The following is a 16,432-nucleotide window of genomic DNA, read 5'->3' as shown; positions in this document are numbered from 1 at the left end:
CGGACTTGTCTGGCCATAATATAGCACGGAAGCGTTTTCCCCGTCAACAATTTAGTCGTGGGCAACACACGTTCTGGGTAAGTGGCAGTGAGGACAAAAAAACGACCACAGCAAGTGTGGTCGCAAAGCAGATTTAGTGTAAGACTTCAACGTTGGCATAGAGAATACCAGCTGAAGGAATCTGGCTATTTGGCATCGCCACGTCAAGCTGACGTGGGTTGGCAGCGGCAAAGCCACCGGTATCGTTAACAACACGATACCAAACCGTGCCATCGCTCAACGTGATCTTCAGGCGAGTGCCTTTCGGGAAGACGCTGAGGTTGGCGGCAACACCACCATAGCCCATGCTGGAGCCCATGGAAGCAGGATCGTAGAAGCTGAGCTTGAACGTCCCTTTGTTGGCCCCGGTGGCACTCGTGTTGCTGGCAGACTTAGTGTAGTCCGTCGTCGTGGCACTCGCACTAGAACTCGTCGTGCTCGTGGTGCTGGTCGTCGTTGCCTTAGCGGCTTGCGCCTTCTTGGCGGCAGCGGCCCGAGCGGCGGCAGCCTTCTTCTTAGCGGCGGCGATGGCTTGTTGCTTCTTTACCTGCAGGTTCAATTCAACAGGGTCTTGTGCTTTACCCTGTAATTGAACGGTCTGCTGAGGTTGCGCCTGCTTTTGCAGCTTAACCGTGGCTTCGCCGGCGGCCCGAGCAGCACCGTCGACACTTTCAGTATTGGATTGCGTAGTTGTTGACTTCGATGAGGCGGTATCCGTGCCCAACGCGTTGACCGGCTTGTCCGGTAACGTGGCGACGGCTGCACCGCCGAGTAACGTGAGAACCGTTACGGCTGTTAATTGGATTTTGTTCTTAAGAATAATCATCCACTCCTATTTTGGTTCGATTTGGTAATATCCCCCTAGGAACACTGCAAAGTATAGACGTTGGACGTGTCATGCAAGTGCCAGTCGCATTACAATTCAAGCTAGTTTTGTCACGTTGTCACATAACTGTCACAAACTCGGCAATATTTCATTGTGATCGTGATTGTAAAATTCTGGGCCAATCCCGCCAAAATACTGGATTGAATTCGGTTGCAGTTACCACTTTTCCATCACAAAGCGCAAAAAACAGGGAATACGTTGTTTTAAGCGATTCTTCGGAGTTTTCCGGTATAATGGAGAGTATTAATTGGGTGAGGTGAGTTCGATGGCCATGTATCGGGAGAAGCGCTTTGAGGAGATCAAGCGCCTATTGAACACGAAGCAGGAGTTGTCCATCGAAGACATCATGCAGGCGGTGGGGGTGTCGCGTGACACCGCGCGGCGGGACATTGTCGCGCTGGCTGCGGCCGGCGCGGGCCGGCGCACGCGCGGCGGCATCGTGTCGTTGACATTCGGCCACACGATTCCCAGCTACTCGATGCGCCAGAAGCTGTTTTCCGCGGAGAAAACGGCGATGGCGCAAACCGCACTGCAGCTGATTCATCCCGGTGGGGTTTATTTCGTCGATGATTCCACCACGCTCTTGAAGTTGTCACAAAGTATCGATGACTCGGTCACCATTTATACGCATTCGCTGGACAACGCTATCGCGCTGTCGGTGAAAACCGGGGTGACGCTGCACCTGCTTGGTGGCCGGCTGAATCACCACGCGCGGTTCTTCTTTTCCCCGGCCAGCCTCGACACCTTAAGTCGCATCGCCTTTGACGCCGCCTTTGTCGGGGCCGCGGCGATGGACGCGCACGGGGTGTATTTTGCCTATGACGAAGACGCCCAGGTCAAAACCGCCGTGGCCGGTGCCGCCCGCCGCTTGGTGGTGGTGACCGAACTACAGAAGTTTCAGCTGAAGTCGACCTACCAAGGCTTCGGGCTTGGCGCAATCGACACATTGATCACCGAACGGCCGCTACGCGAACCGGAACGCATGTGGTTTGCACCGGGCACCGAGTTCCTGGTGGCCAAGCAGTAAGCAGCGGTGCTATACTACTGCCAGATTCACGCAGAGACTGCGTAAGGAGGACACATGACGCATCAATATCTTTCCCGCTCGGAAGTGAAAGCCCAAGCCAAGGCGCAATTGCACGAGCCTGGAGTATTTAAGAATATGGTTCTGGCCAACTTGATTCCATGGCTGATCCAAGTCGTCTTTTACTTTTTAATGATGGGCCTGCTCATCGGGATGTATAAAAGCATGCTGGCCATCAACGGCAGTGGGGCAGACGCGCAAACCGCCATCCTCCACATTTCCCAAAGCCGCTCGGCGGAGGTCCAAAAGCAGTCGTTGATTCAAGCGCTGATTTCCCTGTGGTTCACCCAAGGCGTGGCAATTACCGCGCTAGATGTCTACCGGGGCAAGCTACAGCAGTTCAATCCGCTTAAGGCGGTCTTTCGCCTGTTTAACAGTCGCTACTTCTTCGGCGTCTTGTTGCTGGCTATCGTCAGCCGCCTGTTGATTCAACTAGGCTCTTACATCATCGTGCCGGGGATTCTGCTGGCCTATGGGTGGAGCCAGATTTACTTCGTCTTTTACGATGGCCGCGAGCGCGGGCCGTTTGGCGTGTTTCAAGCATTAGGGGTGTCTTGGCGCCTGATGCGCGGCTTCAAGCTCGATTTATTCGTCTTCCAGCTGTCACTGCTGGGTTGGTACATCTTGGAAGGCATCACCTTCAACCTGTTCAATTTGTTGATCGATCCTTACCTGCAAGTGGCCAAAGCCGGTTTTTACGAAAACGTGCGGCAGTACCAAGCCGACTTGCAAACTCAGCAATAACTTGTCATCACGAGACGCCAACCAGCCCCGACTGCACATGCAACCGGGGCTGGTTTTGTTATCGGGGAAGTTTGTTCAGTCACTTGCGGTCAAGGCGAAGGCGGGATTGTACCGAGTATTGGCACCCAAAGTAGGCAACAATGGGCAATCCGGCTGACTGCTTGACCGAATGAAGGGGTTCACCTCACCGATAACGTCTGATCTACACTTGGTCGACCACTGAACTTCGCACCACGCGGTTCCTTGCGCGGCGTGCTGGGGGGTGCCAACCACCAATGGGCCCGAGTGGCGGTTAGGCCCCCGCCCGAGTCTCCGGATGACTCGGCTGCGCCCAGCGGGTAACGCCCTCGCGTCGCCACCGAGTCGGCCTGCTTGCGGATCCTTCAAGCGGGTGACTGCGGTGAGCGCCGGTTGGTCGTTACCTCTATAGAAGTGAACAACTCGCCAATTTGTGACCCCCTAATCCGTCAACCAGCGCCCGATGATGGTGAACAGGTGGCGAAGCTGAAGTTCGCGGACCTTGCCTAACCCCGGAAAATGGTGCTGGGTCAACAATTGCAAAAGCTCGCTGGTGGCTGGCGTGGCCGCCTCGGGGTGCACCGCCAGCCAGGCGGCAAGCGGTGTGACGGCCTCGAAAAACTTGGCTTGCGGTTGGCTGAAGTCGGTATTGTTAACCGAGGTGAAATGTTGCCAGTAAAGCGCGCCGTGGCTGGGAAATAAGAGGTGCAAGGCGATGGCGCGTTGCGGGTAGCCTTGCTCGGAATAGTGGTGACTGCTTAACGGGTAGTCGGCCCAGCCGCGCCCGGCCAGGGTCGCCTTGGGGTACTGATAGAGCTCACGTTGCACGACGCGGAAGGCTTCGGTTCGCTCGCGACTCGGGTGCCAGTCGCCAAGGTAGATGGCTTGGTTCGACCCGCGCACGCGAAACCGCGCCTCGTTGGGTACCATGAGCAGTTGCCGCGACGGCAACGCCGCCGCCTCTGCGGAAGTACCAGCGATAATCAGCGGGGCTGGCTGGGCGTCGAAGTAGCGGGCCGCTTGCACCGGCGCCGGCAGCGGCGTGGGTAACGGGTGGCGCGGCGCTGCCAGCAAGCCATAGGTGCCCACTTGCGGGTTAGCGATCACATACAGGGGGTGCTCGGCGGCAGCAAATGCGGCCACGGTGCTGGGTAAGGCGGCGTTGTCTTTCACCGGCTCGATGACGGGGATGATGTGCGGGGATAGCCCGGTTTGCACCGCGGCACGCAACGCCAATAAATCCGCCTGGCGCCCGCGAATCAAAGGGTAGTAGTTCATGCCGAGCCTCCAAGCCGCAACGCCGCGTTTTCTGCCGCCAAGGCGTCGAGCTCCGCTTGGAGAGCGGCAATGGTGGTGTTTTGCAGCTGGTCGGCGAAATGGTCGTAAAGGTTATCTTCGGGGTCGTAAATCGCGTACTGGTCGCTGCGGCGCTGCAGCTCCTTGAGTAACTGCTCGTCGCTATACTGGCTCAAGCCGCGGGCGACGCGCTTGGCCTTCACCACCTCGCGATTCAGACTGGCGACAAAGCGCGTCTCTAATTCGCCAGCAGGCACGGCTAGCGCTTGGTGCCGCGGTGGTCGCACCACGGTGAGCTGGCCCGGCGTCGTCACCGGCAAGTTGCTGGCGGCGACGGCCTGTTTCGAATACGCCCGGTAAGTCATCACGCCGATGCCGGCGGGAATGGCGTCTGCGACTTGCGGGTACAGCCGCGCCGGCAAGACGAAGTAGTTGTAGTCGCCGACGAAGGACCACTTGGCGCCGCTGTGAAAATCGGCCTTGGTTACCTTCAGCTCGAAGCAACGCCAGGTGATGGTGCCATCGGCGTTGACCTGGCGGGCCAGCGAGTCGACGATGCCGGCAGCTTGCGGCATCGTGACTTCCTCCACGACCGGCACGCCGAGCTCCTGCCAATAGGCGAAGAGTGTTTTTTCGAGGTCAAGCGTCAGGGCTGTCTTCATGATGAGCCTCCCAAAAGTCTGTCAGGCGCGTCGCCAACTCGGTGGGGTTGCGGGTCACCTGAGCGTGTGCCCAGTGTGGCGGGAACAGCTGCGCATAGCGTGGCGTGGCAAACCGCGCATCCAACAATAGGATCACCCCGACGTCATGCGCCCCGCGAATCACGCGGCCCCCGGCTTGCAGTACGTGGTTGAAGCCGGGCAGCTGGTAGGCGTAGGCGAAGCCGTTGCCGTTTTTGCGATCAAAATAGTCGCGCAGCCGGTTGGTCTCCGAGTTCAAGCCGGGCAGGCCGACGCTGACAATGGCCGCGCCGATCAGCTGGTCGCCAGTCAGGTCGATGCCTTCGGAGAAAATCCCGCCGAGAATCGCAAAGCCCACCACCGGCTCGACCGATTCGCGAAAATGGTCGAGAAACTGGCTGCGCGCTTCCGCGTCCATGTTGGTGGTTTGCGTCACGCAGGCGAGGTCGGGATTGGCGGCGGTAAAGGCCGTCGCCACCTGATCGAGGTAGGCGTAGGACGGCAGAAACACCAGATAATGCCCGGCTTTGGCGCGCACCATCGCCGTTAGACTAGCAATCACCGTCGGCAGGCTGGCTTGGCGCTGGCGATAGGTGGTTTGCACGTCGGTGGCGACCAAGACGGCGGTGTTGCTGGTGGGAAACGGGGATGGAAGCTGGTAGGCGAGGCTATTGGCCACGCCGCCAAGCACCTCTTGGTAGTAATCCAGCGGCGATAGCGTGGCCGAGAACAACACGGCACCGCCACCGAGGCTCAGCGAGTCGTCGATGAAGCTGCTAGGGTCGAGGCAAAGCTGCTTCACCGTGACGGTATCCGGCGTCAAGGCCACCTTGGTTTCAAAGGCGTCGTCGTAGAAATCGTTAATCCGCAGGAACTGGTTGACGGCAAAATATACCGGTAGTACGAGGTCGACGACGGCTTGGTCGCGGTTTTCGAGCTCGCCGGTGAGCCAATCGTGAATAGTCTGCGCCAAGCCGTTGAGCACCGCTACGAGATTCTCCAACCGTGCCGGCTGGAAGACTTCGGTTTGGCCGGTGGGGACGGCGGCGCGCACGACGTCAAAGGCGGTGAGCGTCTTGGTGATGCCGCCTTTGATGGCTGGCACGCCGTGTTGCTTGTACGGCGCCAAGGCCGTTTTCAGCTCGGTGAACAGCGTGTCGGTGAGCTCGGCGGAGTACATGTCGCGCGCCCGGGACACGAGGTTGTGCGCCTCGTCGACGAGAAAGCAATTCTCCGGGTCGGGTTCGGCAAAGAAGCGCTGCAAGAACACGGCGGGGTCAAACAGGTAATTGTAGTCGCAAATAATCACGTCGCAAAATAGCGACGCGTCGAGGGAAAACTCGAAGGGATCCAGCGTGTGCTTGCGGGCGTACTGCTCGATGGTGCCGCGGGTCAGCTGGTTCTCATGGGTCAGCATGTCCTTTAAGGCCGGTTTGAGCCGATCGTAGTAGCCCAGCATGTAGGGATTGATGGTGGGATCGTCGGGTTCTTCCTCAAAGGTGATCGTGTCCTTGGCGGTGAGGGTGATGCTTTTGGCCACCAAGCCGTGGAGTTCCATCAGCCCCATGGCGGCTTCGGCGACGTGGCGCGTGCTTTGCTTGGCGGTGAGGTAGAAGACGCGGTTGATCAAGTCGGCACCCATCGCCTTGATGGCGGGGAACAGTGTCGAAATGGTTTTGCCGGTGCCGGTGGGGGCTTCGGCGAAGAGGCGCGTGTGGTTGGCAATCGTGCGGTACACCGCCGCGGCGAGTTCGCGCTGGCCGGTGCGAAAGGCGGGAAAGGGAAAGTCGAGGTCAGCGATGCTGGCGTTGCGGGCCTTGACGATGTCGCTGCGCATTCGCAACCAGTCGCCAAACTCGGCAATCAAGTCGTCGAACAGCAGGCTCAAGTCGGCGGCGGTTTGATGTTCGGTGAAGCGCGTCAATTGGTCGTTGCTGGTTTGGACGTAAACCAAATCGATGTCGATGGCATCAAGGTCGCGATCCATACACAGGAAATGGGCGTAGACGCGCGCTTGGGCCCAGTAACGGTCGCGGGTGTTTTGCGTCAGGTCTGCCCACGGCCGAGCGCTGGTTTTGATTTCCTCGACGATCGGGCCGTTTTTGCCAGCCAGCACGCCGTCTGCGCGGCCATCGATGACAAAGGCGGTGTCATTGACCATCACCTGGGTGTGCAGGTAGACTTCCTTCTCGTCGGCGTCATCGTAGGCGGATTGCAGGCGGCGGTGAATCTGGGCACCAATTAAGGCGGTGTTATTCGAGTTGGTCGTAATGGGATTCAAGTCCCCGGTGCGCACGGTGAATTCCACGAATTCCCGCACGCCGATGCGATGATCTGCCACCTGGCTGACTCCTTTGCCACGAATCTGTTCTATATTATAGAATACTTGTTCGGAGGAGAGTAGGGGTAGCAGCCGCGTTTGCGTCACCCCGCCTGTTTGCCCGTTGTGGTATGCTTACAAGAGCAATTATTTTCACACAAAAGGAACGGTGACCATGGACATTAATGTCAACACATTTCAAACGGCGGTGCTCGCGGGGAACTTCGAGACGCCAAGCTTCACGGTGACGCCTGCCGCGGCGGCCAAGGACCTGCAGGCGGCCCTGCAGCCGGCAGTCGCTGCCACGGTGGCCAATTTGCAAGCGGGCAAGTTGAGCCAAGCCACGGTGACGATCACCAGCGCCGAGCCGACGGTGATCGCCCTAGAAACCGGCGTGATTAACTTGCCGTTTGCCGACGCCAAGAAGGTGACGAATTTTCTCGACACTACCGCCGACGCCCCCTTGCGCGTGTACCTCGTGATCACGAATCCCAACGTGAACGCCTCTGGCTTGCGCATCGATGAGGTAGCGACCGGCGACGACTTCGTGGCCAATCAAGCCGCCCAACTCGTGGCCATCACGGCGGCAGTCAGCGAGAAGCTGGCCACCATCGAGGAGGCGCGCCTGGCGCCAAAGCCGACGGTGAAAACCGCCCCGGCCAGCCGCACCAAGACCACCAAGACCACGCGGCGCACCACCAAGCGCGCGTCTACGAAGAAAACCACCCGCAAGCGCACACCAAAGAAGGAGGGCTAGGCATGGTTGAACAACTCCTGATTCTCATGTTGGTCGGCATCCTGGCCGGCATCCTTGGCGCCTTGCTGGGCCTCGGCGGCGGCATCATTGTCACGCCGGTGCTGACGGTGCTGATGGGCTACCCGATTCAATACGCCATTGCCGCCTCGGTGGTGGTCGTGATTGCGACGAGTTCCGGCGCAACGATTGCCTATCTAAAAGACGAGATGCTGAACCTGCGCGTGGCGATGTTTCTGGAAATCGCCACAACCGTCGGCGCCATCCTCGGGGCCGTCATCACTGGGCTGGTCAACGGCCAGGTGCTGTACTTCCTGTTTGGCGCCTTGCTGGTGTTCTCTGTGTACAACATGATTCGCAAGATGCTGATGAAGCCCGAGTAGATCAAGGAACCGGTGCCGGATAAATACGCCGAAAAGCTCCGCTTGAACGGCGCGTACTTCGATAAGGCCACGCAAAAAGAAGTCGAGTACAAGGTGACCAATGTGCCTGGCGGATTCACGATGATGTTCGGCGCCGGCTTGGCGTCTGGCTTGCTGGGAATCGGTTCCGGGGCCTTCAAGGTTCTGGCAATGGATACCATCATGAAGATGCCGCTGAAGCCCTCGACGGCCACCAGTAACCTGATGATGGGGGTCACGGCGGCCGCCAGTGCCACCGTGTACTTCTTCAACGGCAGTCTGCAGCCGCAAATTGCCACCCCGCTAGCCATCGGCATCCTCGTTGGCGCCACGGTGGGGTCGCGGATTATGCAGTATCTGCCGACCAAGGTCCTGCGCTGGATCTTCATTCCCGTTATCGGCTACATGGGGATTCAAATGCTGCTGAAAGGATTCGGGGTGAGCATCTAATGCAAGATAATAAAATCAAGCAGGAAATCGAAGACGTCGAACTCATCATCGGCAAGATCATGCAGATTGGGGTGCTTATTGCCGGCGCCGTTTTGATTGTCGGCGTCGTGGCCTTGCTCGTGCAAGGGGATGGCGGTTATGCCGCCGGCGCTCATCCGAGTCGACCGCTGGCCATCTTGGCCGGGGTGGCGGCGTTCAAGCCTTACGCCATCATGATGCTGGGCATCTTTTTACTGATTCTGACGCCAGTGTTACGGGTCGTCGTGTCCATCTACGCGTTCATCAAGGAGAATGACAAGCTGTACGCCTGGATCACCACGGTGGTGCTGGTCATCCTTGTCATCGCCATGCTCATCGGTTATTTCGGTAAATAAAAGGCAACTCGCCGCGGCGAGTTGCCTATTTGTTTACTGCCGGGACCTCGTGGAGCACCTGGGTCAAGGCGCGGTTGAGGCGGGCTATTCCTGGTGCAATGTCGGCCAGCGCCGGCGCGGCAAAGGTCAGCCGCGCGCCGTTGGTGATCGCATGCGACGGGTACAGGTTCTTGCTGGGCACCAGCGCCACGTGGGCTTCGGCCAGCTCGGTTTGCTGCAAGGCACTAAAGTCTAGCCAGCTCGGCCCGGTGAGGTAGACGAAGAACCCACCGGTTGGCCGCGTATAATGAATGGCTGGCGGCAGACTCGCCAAGGCGGTGAGCATCGCGTCGCGCTTGGTGCGGTAATAGTTGCGCAGCTTGGCCAGGTGTTGCGGAAAGTCCGCACTGGCTAAATACGTCGAGATGCTTTGCATCACCAGCGCGCTGGATTCCACGTCCGCGCCGCCTTTTAACGCCGTGAGCGCCTGCAACAACCGCGGCGCCGCGGTGAGCCAGCCGATGCGCAAGCCGGGCGAGAGAATCTTGGAGAAACTGCCAAGCAGCACCACTCGGCCGTCTGGGTCGAGGCTGTGCAGAGTCGGCAATGCGTCGCCTTCATAACGCAACAGTCGGTAAGGGGCGTCTTCGAGGATCACGACATCGTATTGGTGCGCCAGGCGAATCAAGGCCTGCCGCTTGGCCAGTGACATCACGGCCCCGGTTGGATTTTGAAAATCGGGGACGGTGTAGATCACCTTGACCGAGTGAGTCAGCAGAATCTTCTGCAAGGCGTGTAGATCCATGCCGTCTGGTTCTACCGGCACCTCATAATAGGTGGGTTCATAGGCGTCAAACGCCGCCAGCGCCCCGAGGTAGGTGGGGCCTTCAACCACGACGCCGTCGCCGGGATTGAGCAGCAGCCGCGCGGTGAGGTCGATGCCTTGCTGGGCCCCTTGGGTGATCAACAAGTCCGAGGCATTGACGGACACGCCGTCTGCCTGCATCAGCTTGGCTAGCTGGGCGCGCAGCGGGGCGTAGCCGTCGCTGTTGGCGTATTGAAAGGCGCTATCGGTTTGGGCGCGGCTGGCAAAGGCGGCCTGCAGCGCGGCCTTGGGGAACACCGCGGGATCCGGCAGGCCACCAGCAAAGCTGATGGTCTGCTCATCCGGTGCGAACAAATCGGTTAAGCCGGCGCGTTCGACCCGCGCCACTCTGTTAGCAAATTCCATGTGTTGCTCCCCCTTCGAGATTAAGCCTTGAGTTCATGCTACCGCGGTGTTAAGGTGAAGACAAACTCAACCTGTTCAATTCATCATGAAACGAATTCACTTAAAGGGGTCAGCATGAGTAATTTTAGCTATGAAGTCTTTCGCGCCGTCGTCGATAACGGCACCTTTATCCAAGCAGCCGCCAGCTTGAACGTCACGCCGAGCGCGGTCAGCCACAGCATTAGCCAGCTGGAAAGCGACCTCGGGTTTCCGCTGTTCATCCGCAACCGCAGCGGCGTCACCTTGACGCCGGATGGCCAACAGATCTTACCCACCGTTCAGGCGATTTTGAACCTCGACGACCAGCTGACGCAAATCGCCGATAACATCAACGGCCTCAACACCGGTCGCATTCGCCTCGGCGCGTTTTCGTCGGTGTCGACCAACTGGTTGCCGCCGATTATTCGCCGGTTCAAGCACCTGTACCCCAAGGTGCAGGTGACGGTGATGCAGGGCAGCTTCAACGAGATTGTCGAACAGGTGCGAATCGGCGCCATCGACATCGGTTTTTCCCTGATGCCGGTGCCGAATCAACTGCCAACGACGCCGCTGTTGCACGACCCGATTTACGCCGTGACCCCCAAGGCCTTCGTCCCGAAGAACGGTTCGGTGATGACGGATTCGGACATGGCCAAGCAAAGCTTCATCCTGCAGCAAAGCGACTACGACCGCGACACCAAGGCCGCCTTGGACCGCTACCACGTCGCCAACACCGAGCTGCGCTATTCGATTGACGACCAGTCGATTCTCTCGATGGTGGAAGCCGGGTTGGGCTTTGGCGTCTTGCCGAAGCTGGCGCTCCAAAAGCTCACCGGCGACGTCAATGTCTACCCGTTTAGTGAGCCGTTTGCCCGGACGCTGTGCATGGTGGTCAACCCGACGACGCAAAAATCACCGTCTGTCGAAAAGATGCAGGCGGTGATTCTCGATTATCTGAAAACGACGTATGGTGAGGCGTGTCTAGCCTAGTGCTTGGTCGCCAGTTCGTCCATGGTTTGGTTTAAGGCCGCGTCAACGCGATTGTTGTCGCGGTTATTGGCGTGGCCTTTGACCTTGTGAAAGCTCAGGTGGTCGAACCGCCGCACCTGCTCGAGCAGGGCCTGCCACAAGTCGGCGTTTTTCACCGGTTGGCCTTGCTTCATCCAGCCGTTTTGCTCCCACTTAACCCACCAGCGCTCGGTCATCGTGTTGATGACGTAAGCCGAGTCGGAGTAAACCGCCACAGGCACGCTGGGGTCGGTGATGGCGCGCAGGCCTTCGACGACGGCGGTGATTTCCATTTGGTTGTTGGTTTTTCCATAGTCGCCGCCGGTGAGCATCTTTTCGTAGTCGCCCCACTTCAACAAGGCGGCCCAGGCGCTTTTGTCGGTGGGCCGGACGCTGCCACCTTTATTATTGCCGGTATTGCGGTTGCCACCATCGGTATACAAAATTATGTCTGGCATCTCGAGCTCCCTTCGGAATAGTTGTGTGGACGCGGAATCGACCACTGGTTGCTTTGCCCATTATAGAGGAGTCGGGGGATTTCTGCTAGAATGGAACCTTAGTGAACGGAGGGAACCCATGACACGCAAACTGATTGCCTTAGACCTCGACGGCACCACCTTAGATGCGACCGGCCACCTGACGCCGCACACGATTGCCACCTTGCGTGCCGCGCAGCAGGCCGGCCACGTGGTGGTGATCGCCACCGGGCGCCCCGACAGTATTTCGGAGCAGTTTTATGATGAACTGGGGCTGACCAGTCCACTGATCAACTTCAATGGCGCGCTGATTCACCGCCCACACCAAGCCTGGGCCGGCGAGCGGCAGGTGACGATTTCGCCAGCCACGGCGTTGGCGTTGACGCACCTGAAGCGGCAGTTTGCCATTAAGGTGATGGTGGCGGAAGGCAAGCAACTCTTGTTGGCGGATCATGGCTACACCAATATTCCCTTTTTGCCGGACCTGCCACACCCGACGACCTTGTTTGATGAAGCGGGGCTGCGCCAGGCACCGATTTCGGTCACGATGTTTATCGCCGAGCACACCTTGGGGCCGCTTCAAGCCGCGGTGCACGAACGCTTCCCGCAGCTGACCAGCCAAACCTGGGGCGCGTGGCAAGGTGAGCACACCGCGCTTGAGGTCACTGCCCCTGGCTCGGGTAAGGCGCAGGGCCTGGCGTATGTCGCCGGCCGGTATGGCATCGCACCGGCAGACATCATTGCGTTTGGCGACGATCAAAACGATGCGGACATGTTGGCGTATGCCGGCACCGGCGTGGCGATGGCCAACGCCAAGCCGGCGATCAAACAGTTGGCTGATGTGGTCACGAGTGCAGACAATGCCCATGACGGCGTGGCGCGGTACCTGACGGCCCACGGGTTGGCCGCGCAGGCAATGTAAAGGAGATTATGATGGTAGAAATATTACTGGTGCGCCATGGCGAAACGGTGTTCAACGTGCAATCCCGGATTCAAGGCATGGCCAATTCTGAGCTGACGCCAGCGGGTGTTGACATGGCTCAGGCGCTGGGCCGCGGTATGCGCCTGGCCGGTGTGCGCGTCGCCGCCGCGTATAGTAGCGACTTGACACGGGCCTTTGATACGGCCAACTATGCCTTGGCCGCCGCGGGCAACGCCCTCACCGTGCACAAGCGGCCGGGGTTGCGCGAGGAGAACTATGGCAAGTACGAAGGCGAGCCGACCACTGCATTGACGCAAGGCGTCTTTCACCTGCCAACGTTGGCGGCCGTGATGGCGCGCTATTCCTTGATCGACTTGGCTAACTTGACCAACGCTGCCAACCGCGACCAGACGCCTAACGAGGCGGAAACGGCCCTGCAGGTTGCCGCGCGGTTCGACACGACAATGCGCGAGATTGCCGAAACCGCTGCGGCGGCTGACCAGGCCCGCGTGTTGGTGGTGGCGCATGGTGCGTCGATTCTGTTATGGCTCGCCGCGATTGGGTTCGACATCGGCAACCTCACCGCCGTTGGCAACGCCAGCGTGACTACCTTGACCTACGATCAGGCCACCTTCCACGTTCAAGACTTCAACAGCCTGGCGTGGGTGCACGCCGGGATGACGGCAAAGTAAAAGCCTTCTCGCGTGGCGGGAAGGCTGGTTTCTAAGCTTTATTCTGCGGCTTCTTCATCATCTGCTTCTTCAGGTTCGGGTTCGACGCCGCCACCGAAGTTCGTGGTGATGGCCTTTAAATTGACGACGATTTTGAAGTTAAGCTCTGTCACGTTTTGTTTGTCGCGCTGATCGTAGTCCGTGATATCGAGCAGTACCGAGTTTTCGTACTTCTTTTCGACCGTGCCGGTAAACGGCGCGTCCATGTCTTCCTTGACCTTGCACGCTACGCTATCGCCGAGGCGAATTTCTTCCATCTTCATCGTATCCAGTCCTTTCAGAATGACAATAAAGGGCAGTCTAAAGCATTGATGATTAAAACGCAAGGAATATGACCATTAATAAATATTGTTCACGCTTTCTTGACTAGAACGGTAGGCGGCGGTTTCCCTTGCCCGGACCCCCGTTCATGCGCTATCGTTATAGTAGTATGGTTCATGAAAGGGAGACGAAGATGGCAAAAGAGATGTTGATCACAGACCTAAAGGCCTCAGCCCAAACCGCCGCACTCGACGGGTTCGTGAAGTTTTACTTGCAGAAGTTTCGGGACGGCGAGCTGGACGTGATTGTGCAAATCGACGCGGCCGGCCACGTGGCGGATATCAACCAATGGCTGTACGATAACCAGCCACTGTCACTGGAAGAACAAGCGGCTGGGTTGTTGAGCCTGCGCCGCGAGAATTTGATTGCGCTGTTGACCACGCTAGGGGCGACCTTTAACGCCTCTGGGGTGCCAACCCAAAGCTGGCAAGAGTGGTACAATGCCGCGGTTGCCAAGATTCCCCAAGGACGTTAAGAAAGCCGGTACTCATGGCCCCACACCTCATTATTAGCGATATCGATGGCACCTTAGCCGTCGATCACACGCGCGTGACGCCGCGGACAGCCGCGACGTTAAGTCAATTACTCGACGCCGGCCACGAGTTCTACGTGGCTAGCGGCCGCATGTACAACCTGGCGCACCCGATTGCTAGCCAAGTCGATTCCCGCGCCGAAATCATTGCCGCCAATGGTGCGGTGTACGATTTCAACGGCGAGCGCGTGCATCACCTGCTCGGTGCCGCGGCGCTGCGGGCCACCGCCGAAGCAGCTATCGCCCACCGCGTGACACCGATGTACTTCAGCGACGATCAGCTGTTTTACATCACGCCGCCCCCGGCAGACATTCAAGCTGGCCTGGAGATTTTTGCCCCCGCGGAAAATCACATCGACTTGATTGAAACCGGAGACGTGGCCGGCTTGTTGCAATATGCCGATCGCATTACCAACGGCCTGATTCTCAGCTTTACGAATGTGCCGGCCTTGGCCGAGATTCGCACGGCCTTGAACGCCGGTGGTACGCTACATGTATCCGCCTCTGAGCCGACTAACCTCGAATTGATTCCGGCCCATGTCGACAAGGCGGTGGCGATTCGCGAGCTTCAGGCCAAAACCGGGATTCCACCGGAGCGGACCATCGTCTTTGGCGACGGCCTCAATGACGTGGGGATGTTGCGCGCGGCCGGCATTGCGGTGGCCATGGGGAATGCGCTGCCGGAGGTGAAAGCCGTGGCCGACCACGTCACCGGTGCGAATACTGAAGACGGACTGGCCCAGTTCCTCGAAACCTATTTTGCTTAAGGCCGCATTGCGCGACTGACTCGAAGGGAGTTTAATCTGTATGTACTCAGCTAATGAAGATCGATATAACCACATTCCGGTGCGCCATGCCGGCAATAGTGGCTTGATGTTGCCGGTGATTTCCTTAGGCCTTTGGCAGCATTATGGCAGCCAGGATCCACTGGCCGCCCGGCGCGACGTGATTCTCGCCGCATTCGACCGTGGCGTGTTCCACTTCGACGTTGCCAATCACTACGGTGACGGAGACTTTGGCTCCAGTGAAACGCTGCTCGGCGAAGTATTGAATCGCGAATTGAAGCCGTACCGCGACGAGTTGGTGATTGCCACCAAGGTCGGCTATGAGATCCACCCCGGCCCTTATGGCACCGGGACTTCCCGCAAGGCGGTGCTACAAGGCATCGACGGGTCGCTGCGCCGGCTACACCTCGATTACGTCGACTTGTACTATGCGCACCGCTTCGACGATACCGTCGACATCGAGGAAACCGTGCGCGCACTGGACGAAGTCGTGCGCCAAGGCAAGGCGCTGTACATTGGCGTGTCGAATTATCAGACACCGCAGGCCCAAGAGGCGATTGCACTATTCCGGGACCTCGGCACGCCATTTGTCGTCAACCAGATGAGTTACAACATGTTCAACCGCAATGTTGAAACCACCGGCTTGACCGACGTGATGCGCGATGCCGGCACCGGCATCGTCAGCTACGGGCCCCTTTCCGAAGGCCTGTTGTCGGATCGCTACCTCAAGGGCATCCCGGCCGACTTTAAGATTCACCCGACGAACGAGGCGACCTTTAAGGACGGCAAGGATGCCGTCGTGAAGAAGCTGAATCAGCTTAACGAAATCGCCCAGTCGCGGCACCAGACGCTGGCGCAAATGGCGCTGGCCTGGTTGCTGCGCGATCCCGTGGTCACGACCGTGTTGATTGGGACGACCAGCGTTGCGCACCTTGAAGACAACCTGGCGGCGGTCGACCACCTCGACTTTACGCCGGCCGAATTAAAGGCAATCGATGACATTTTGAAGTAATTAACGTTCATGGAACCGCTGCTGACTGGCAGCGGTTCTTTTTTTGGCTGCTGGGCAAGTGATAAAAAGTTAGTTAGCAAAAAAATATTTTTAAAAAAATTGGCCAGCGCGAAGCCATCAAAAAAATAACGTTACCGGTGGCTACGTCTGCCTTAACGTTAATCATGAAAATACTGAAAACATGCCGGTTCGGGGTTGGTGTCGCGACAGTCGGGTCGTAACGCAGCGAGGAAGCCCAAATTGAGTTGTACTGTCCGGCCCGAATATTCTGCGAAACAAAAAGGAAAATCCAATGCACATAAAAATAAGACTATTATGTGAGAATTCTGTGTGTTGAAAGTGAGAATAATTAGATATACAATCTCCATCAA

At 58.2% G+C, this 16,432-nt stretch carries 17 protein-coding genes and 1 pseudogene; 11 read left to right on the top strand and 7 right to left on the bottom strand.

What is annotated here, in order from left to right:
- Positions 1-133: 133 nt before the first annotated feature.
- Complete coding sequence (locus FD02_RS11640) at positions 134-865, bottom strand: RlpA-like double-psi beta-barrel domain-containing protein (RefSeq protein ID WP_338034801.1); 732 nt, start codon at positions 863-865, stop codon at positions 134-136.
- A 325-nt stretch (positions 866-1,190) separates the two neighbouring features.
- Between FD02_RS11640 and FD02_RS10575 the strand changes: the two genes are divergently transcribed.
- Both FD02_RS10575 and FD02_RS10570 read left to right on the top strand, forming a co-directional pair.
- Positions 1,191-1,952, top strand: coding sequence for a DeoR/GlpR family DNA-binding transcription regulator (locus tag FD02_RS10575; protein ID WP_056952229.1), 762 nt, complete (start codon positions 1,191-1,193; stop codon positions 1,950-1,952).
- Between the two features lie 54 nt (positions 1,953-2,006).
- Positions 2,007-2,753 (top strand): DUF975 family protein, encoded by a 747-nt coding sequence (locus FD02_RS10570; protein WP_054722232.1) that lies wholly within the window; start codon positions 2,007-2,009, stop codon positions 2,751-2,753.
- 459 nt (positions 2,754-3,212) lie between these two features.
- Here FD02_RS10570 and FD02_RS10565 read toward each other — a convergent pair whose 3' ends face one another.
- The 3 genes from FD02_RS10565 to FD02_RS10555 are packed head-to-tail and all read right to left on the bottom strand — an operon-like array spanning position 3,213 to position 7,088.
- Positions 3,213-4,049, bottom strand: a complete 837-nt coding sequence (locus FD02_RS10565; protein WP_054722234.1) for a sce7725 family protein — start codon at positions 4,047-4,049, stop codon at positions 3,213-3,215.
- Positions 4,046-4,729, bottom strand: a complete 684-nt coding sequence (locus tag FD02_RS10560) for a hypothetical protein (protein ID WP_056952201.1) — start codon at positions 4,727-4,729, stop codon at positions 4,046-4,048. Before FD02_RS10560 ends, FD02_RS10565 begins: the two co-directional genes overlap by 4 nt.
- On the bottom strand, positions 4,707-7,088 hold the full coding sequence (locus FD02_RS10555; protein WP_056952198.1) for an ATP-dependent DNA helicase: 2,382 nt from the start codon (positions 7,086-7,088) through the stop codon (positions 4,707-4,709). The genes FD02_RS10560 and FD02_RS10555 overlap by 23 nt, the downstream gene beginning before the upstream one ends.
- A gap of 154 nt (positions 7,089-7,242) precedes the next feature.
- On the opposite strand from FD02_RS10555, the gene FD02_RS10550 reads away from it, so the two are divergent.
- From FD02_RS10550 to FD02_RS10540, 3 genes and pseudogenes are all read left to right on the top strand, one after another.
- Positions 7,243-7,824, top strand: coding sequence for a hypothetical protein (locus tag FD02_RS10550; RefSeq protein WP_054722236.1), 582 nt, complete (start codon positions 7,243-7,245; stop codon positions 7,822-7,824).
- Between the two features lie 2 nt (positions 7,825-7,826).
- A pseudogene (locus FD02_RS10545) lies at positions 7,827-8,672 on the top strand (sulfite exporter TauE/SafE family protein).
- The gene (locus FD02_RS10540; RefSeq protein ID WP_056952196.1) at positions 8,672-9,046 is read left to right on the top strand and encodes a DUF1634 domain-containing protein; all 375 of its coding nucleotides are present in this window, start codon (positions 8,672-8,674) and stop codon (positions 9,044-9,046) included. The pseudogene FD02_RS10545 and the gene FD02_RS10540 overlap by 1 nt, the downstream one beginning before the upstream one ends.
- A 25-nt stretch (positions 9,047-9,071) precedes the next feature.
- On the opposite strand, the gene FD02_RS10535 is transcribed toward FD02_RS10540, so the two are convergent.
- Positions 9,072-10,256, bottom strand: coding sequence for an aminotransferase-like domain-containing protein (locus tag FD02_RS10535; RefSeq protein ID WP_054722238.1), 1,185 nt, complete (start codon positions 10,254-10,256; stop codon positions 9,072-9,074).
- Between the two features lie 114 nt (positions 10,257-10,370).
- Between FD02_RS10535 and FD02_RS10530 the strand changes: the two genes are divergently transcribed.
- Positions 10,371-11,264 carry a LysR family transcriptional regulator gene (locus FD02_RS10530; protein WP_054722240.1) on the top strand — a complete coding sequence of 298 codons (894 nt, stop codon included), beginning with the start codon at positions 10,371-10,373 and terminating at the stop codon, positions 11,262-11,264.
- Here the strand turns inward: FD02_RS10530 and FD02_RS10525 are convergent.
- Positions 11,261-11,740: a ribonuclease H family protein gene (locus FD02_RS10525; protein WP_056952195.1), complete on the bottom strand. Its 480-nt coding sequence runs from the start codon at positions 11,738-11,740 to the stop codon at positions 11,261-11,263. The genes FD02_RS10530 and FD02_RS10525 overlap by 4 nt on opposite strands.
- Positions 11,741-11,858: 118 nt before the next feature.
- Here FD02_RS10525 and FD02_RS10520 point away from each other — a divergent pair, with 118 nt between their 5' ends.
- Together FD02_RS10520 and FD02_RS10515 are read left to right on the top strand one after the other, a co-directional pair.
- Positions 11,859-12,680, top strand: a complete 822-nt coding sequence (locus FD02_RS10520; RefSeq protein WP_054722242.1) for a Cof-type HAD-IIB family hydrolase — start codon at positions 11,859-11,861, stop codon at positions 12,678-12,680.
- A gap of 11 nt (positions 12,681-12,691) precedes the next feature.
- Positions 12,692-13,372, top strand: coding sequence for a histidine phosphatase family protein (locus tag FD02_RS10515; RefSeq protein WP_056952193.1), 681 nt, complete (start codon positions 12,692-12,694; stop codon positions 13,370-13,372).
- A gap of 38 nt (positions 13,373-13,410) precedes the next feature.
- Here the strand turns inward: FD02_RS10515 and FD02_RS10510 are convergent, their stop codons facing one another.
- Entirely contained in the window at positions 13,411-13,674 is a 264-nt protein-coding gene (locus FD02_RS10510) for a DUF2187 family protein (protein ID WP_054722246.1), read from the bottom strand.
- A gap of 191 nt (positions 13,675-13,865) precedes the next feature.
- On the opposite strand from FD02_RS10510, the gene FD02_RS10505 reads away from it, so the two are divergent.
- Genes FD02_RS10505 through FD02_RS10495 form a run of 3 tightly spaced genes read left to right on the top strand, consistent with a single transcriptional unit; the run spans position 13,866 to position 16,061 of the window.
- On the top strand, positions 13,866-14,207 hold the full coding sequence (locus tag FD02_RS10505) for a hypothetical protein (protein WP_054722247.1): 342 nt from the start codon (positions 13,866-13,868) through the stop codon (positions 14,205-14,207).
- Between the two features lie 14 nt (positions 14,208-14,221).
- Positions 14,222-15,031 carry a Cof-type HAD-IIB family hydrolase gene (locus FD02_RS10500; protein ID WP_054722249.1) on the top strand — a complete coding sequence of 270 codons (810 nt, stop codon included), beginning with the start codon at positions 14,222-14,224 and terminating at the stop codon, positions 15,029-15,031.
- A 40-nt stretch (positions 15,032-15,071) separates the two neighbouring features.
- The gene (locus tag FD02_RS10495; RefSeq protein ID WP_054722252.1) at positions 15,072-16,061 is read left to right on the top strand and encodes an aldo/keto reductase; all 990 of its coding nucleotides are present in this window, start codon (positions 15,072-15,074) and stop codon (positions 16,059-16,061) included.
- Positions 16,062-16,432 lie beyond the last annotated feature (371 nt).

Source organism: Lacticaseibacillus nasuensis JCM 17158 (genome assembly GCF_001434705.1).
Classification (GTDB): Bacteria; Bacillota; Bacilli; order Lactobacillales; family Lactobacillaceae; genus Lacticaseibacillus; species Lacticaseibacillus nasuensis.
Note: the sequence above shows the minus strand (reverse complement) of the source record. Positions and strands in the feature narration are given on the sequence as shown.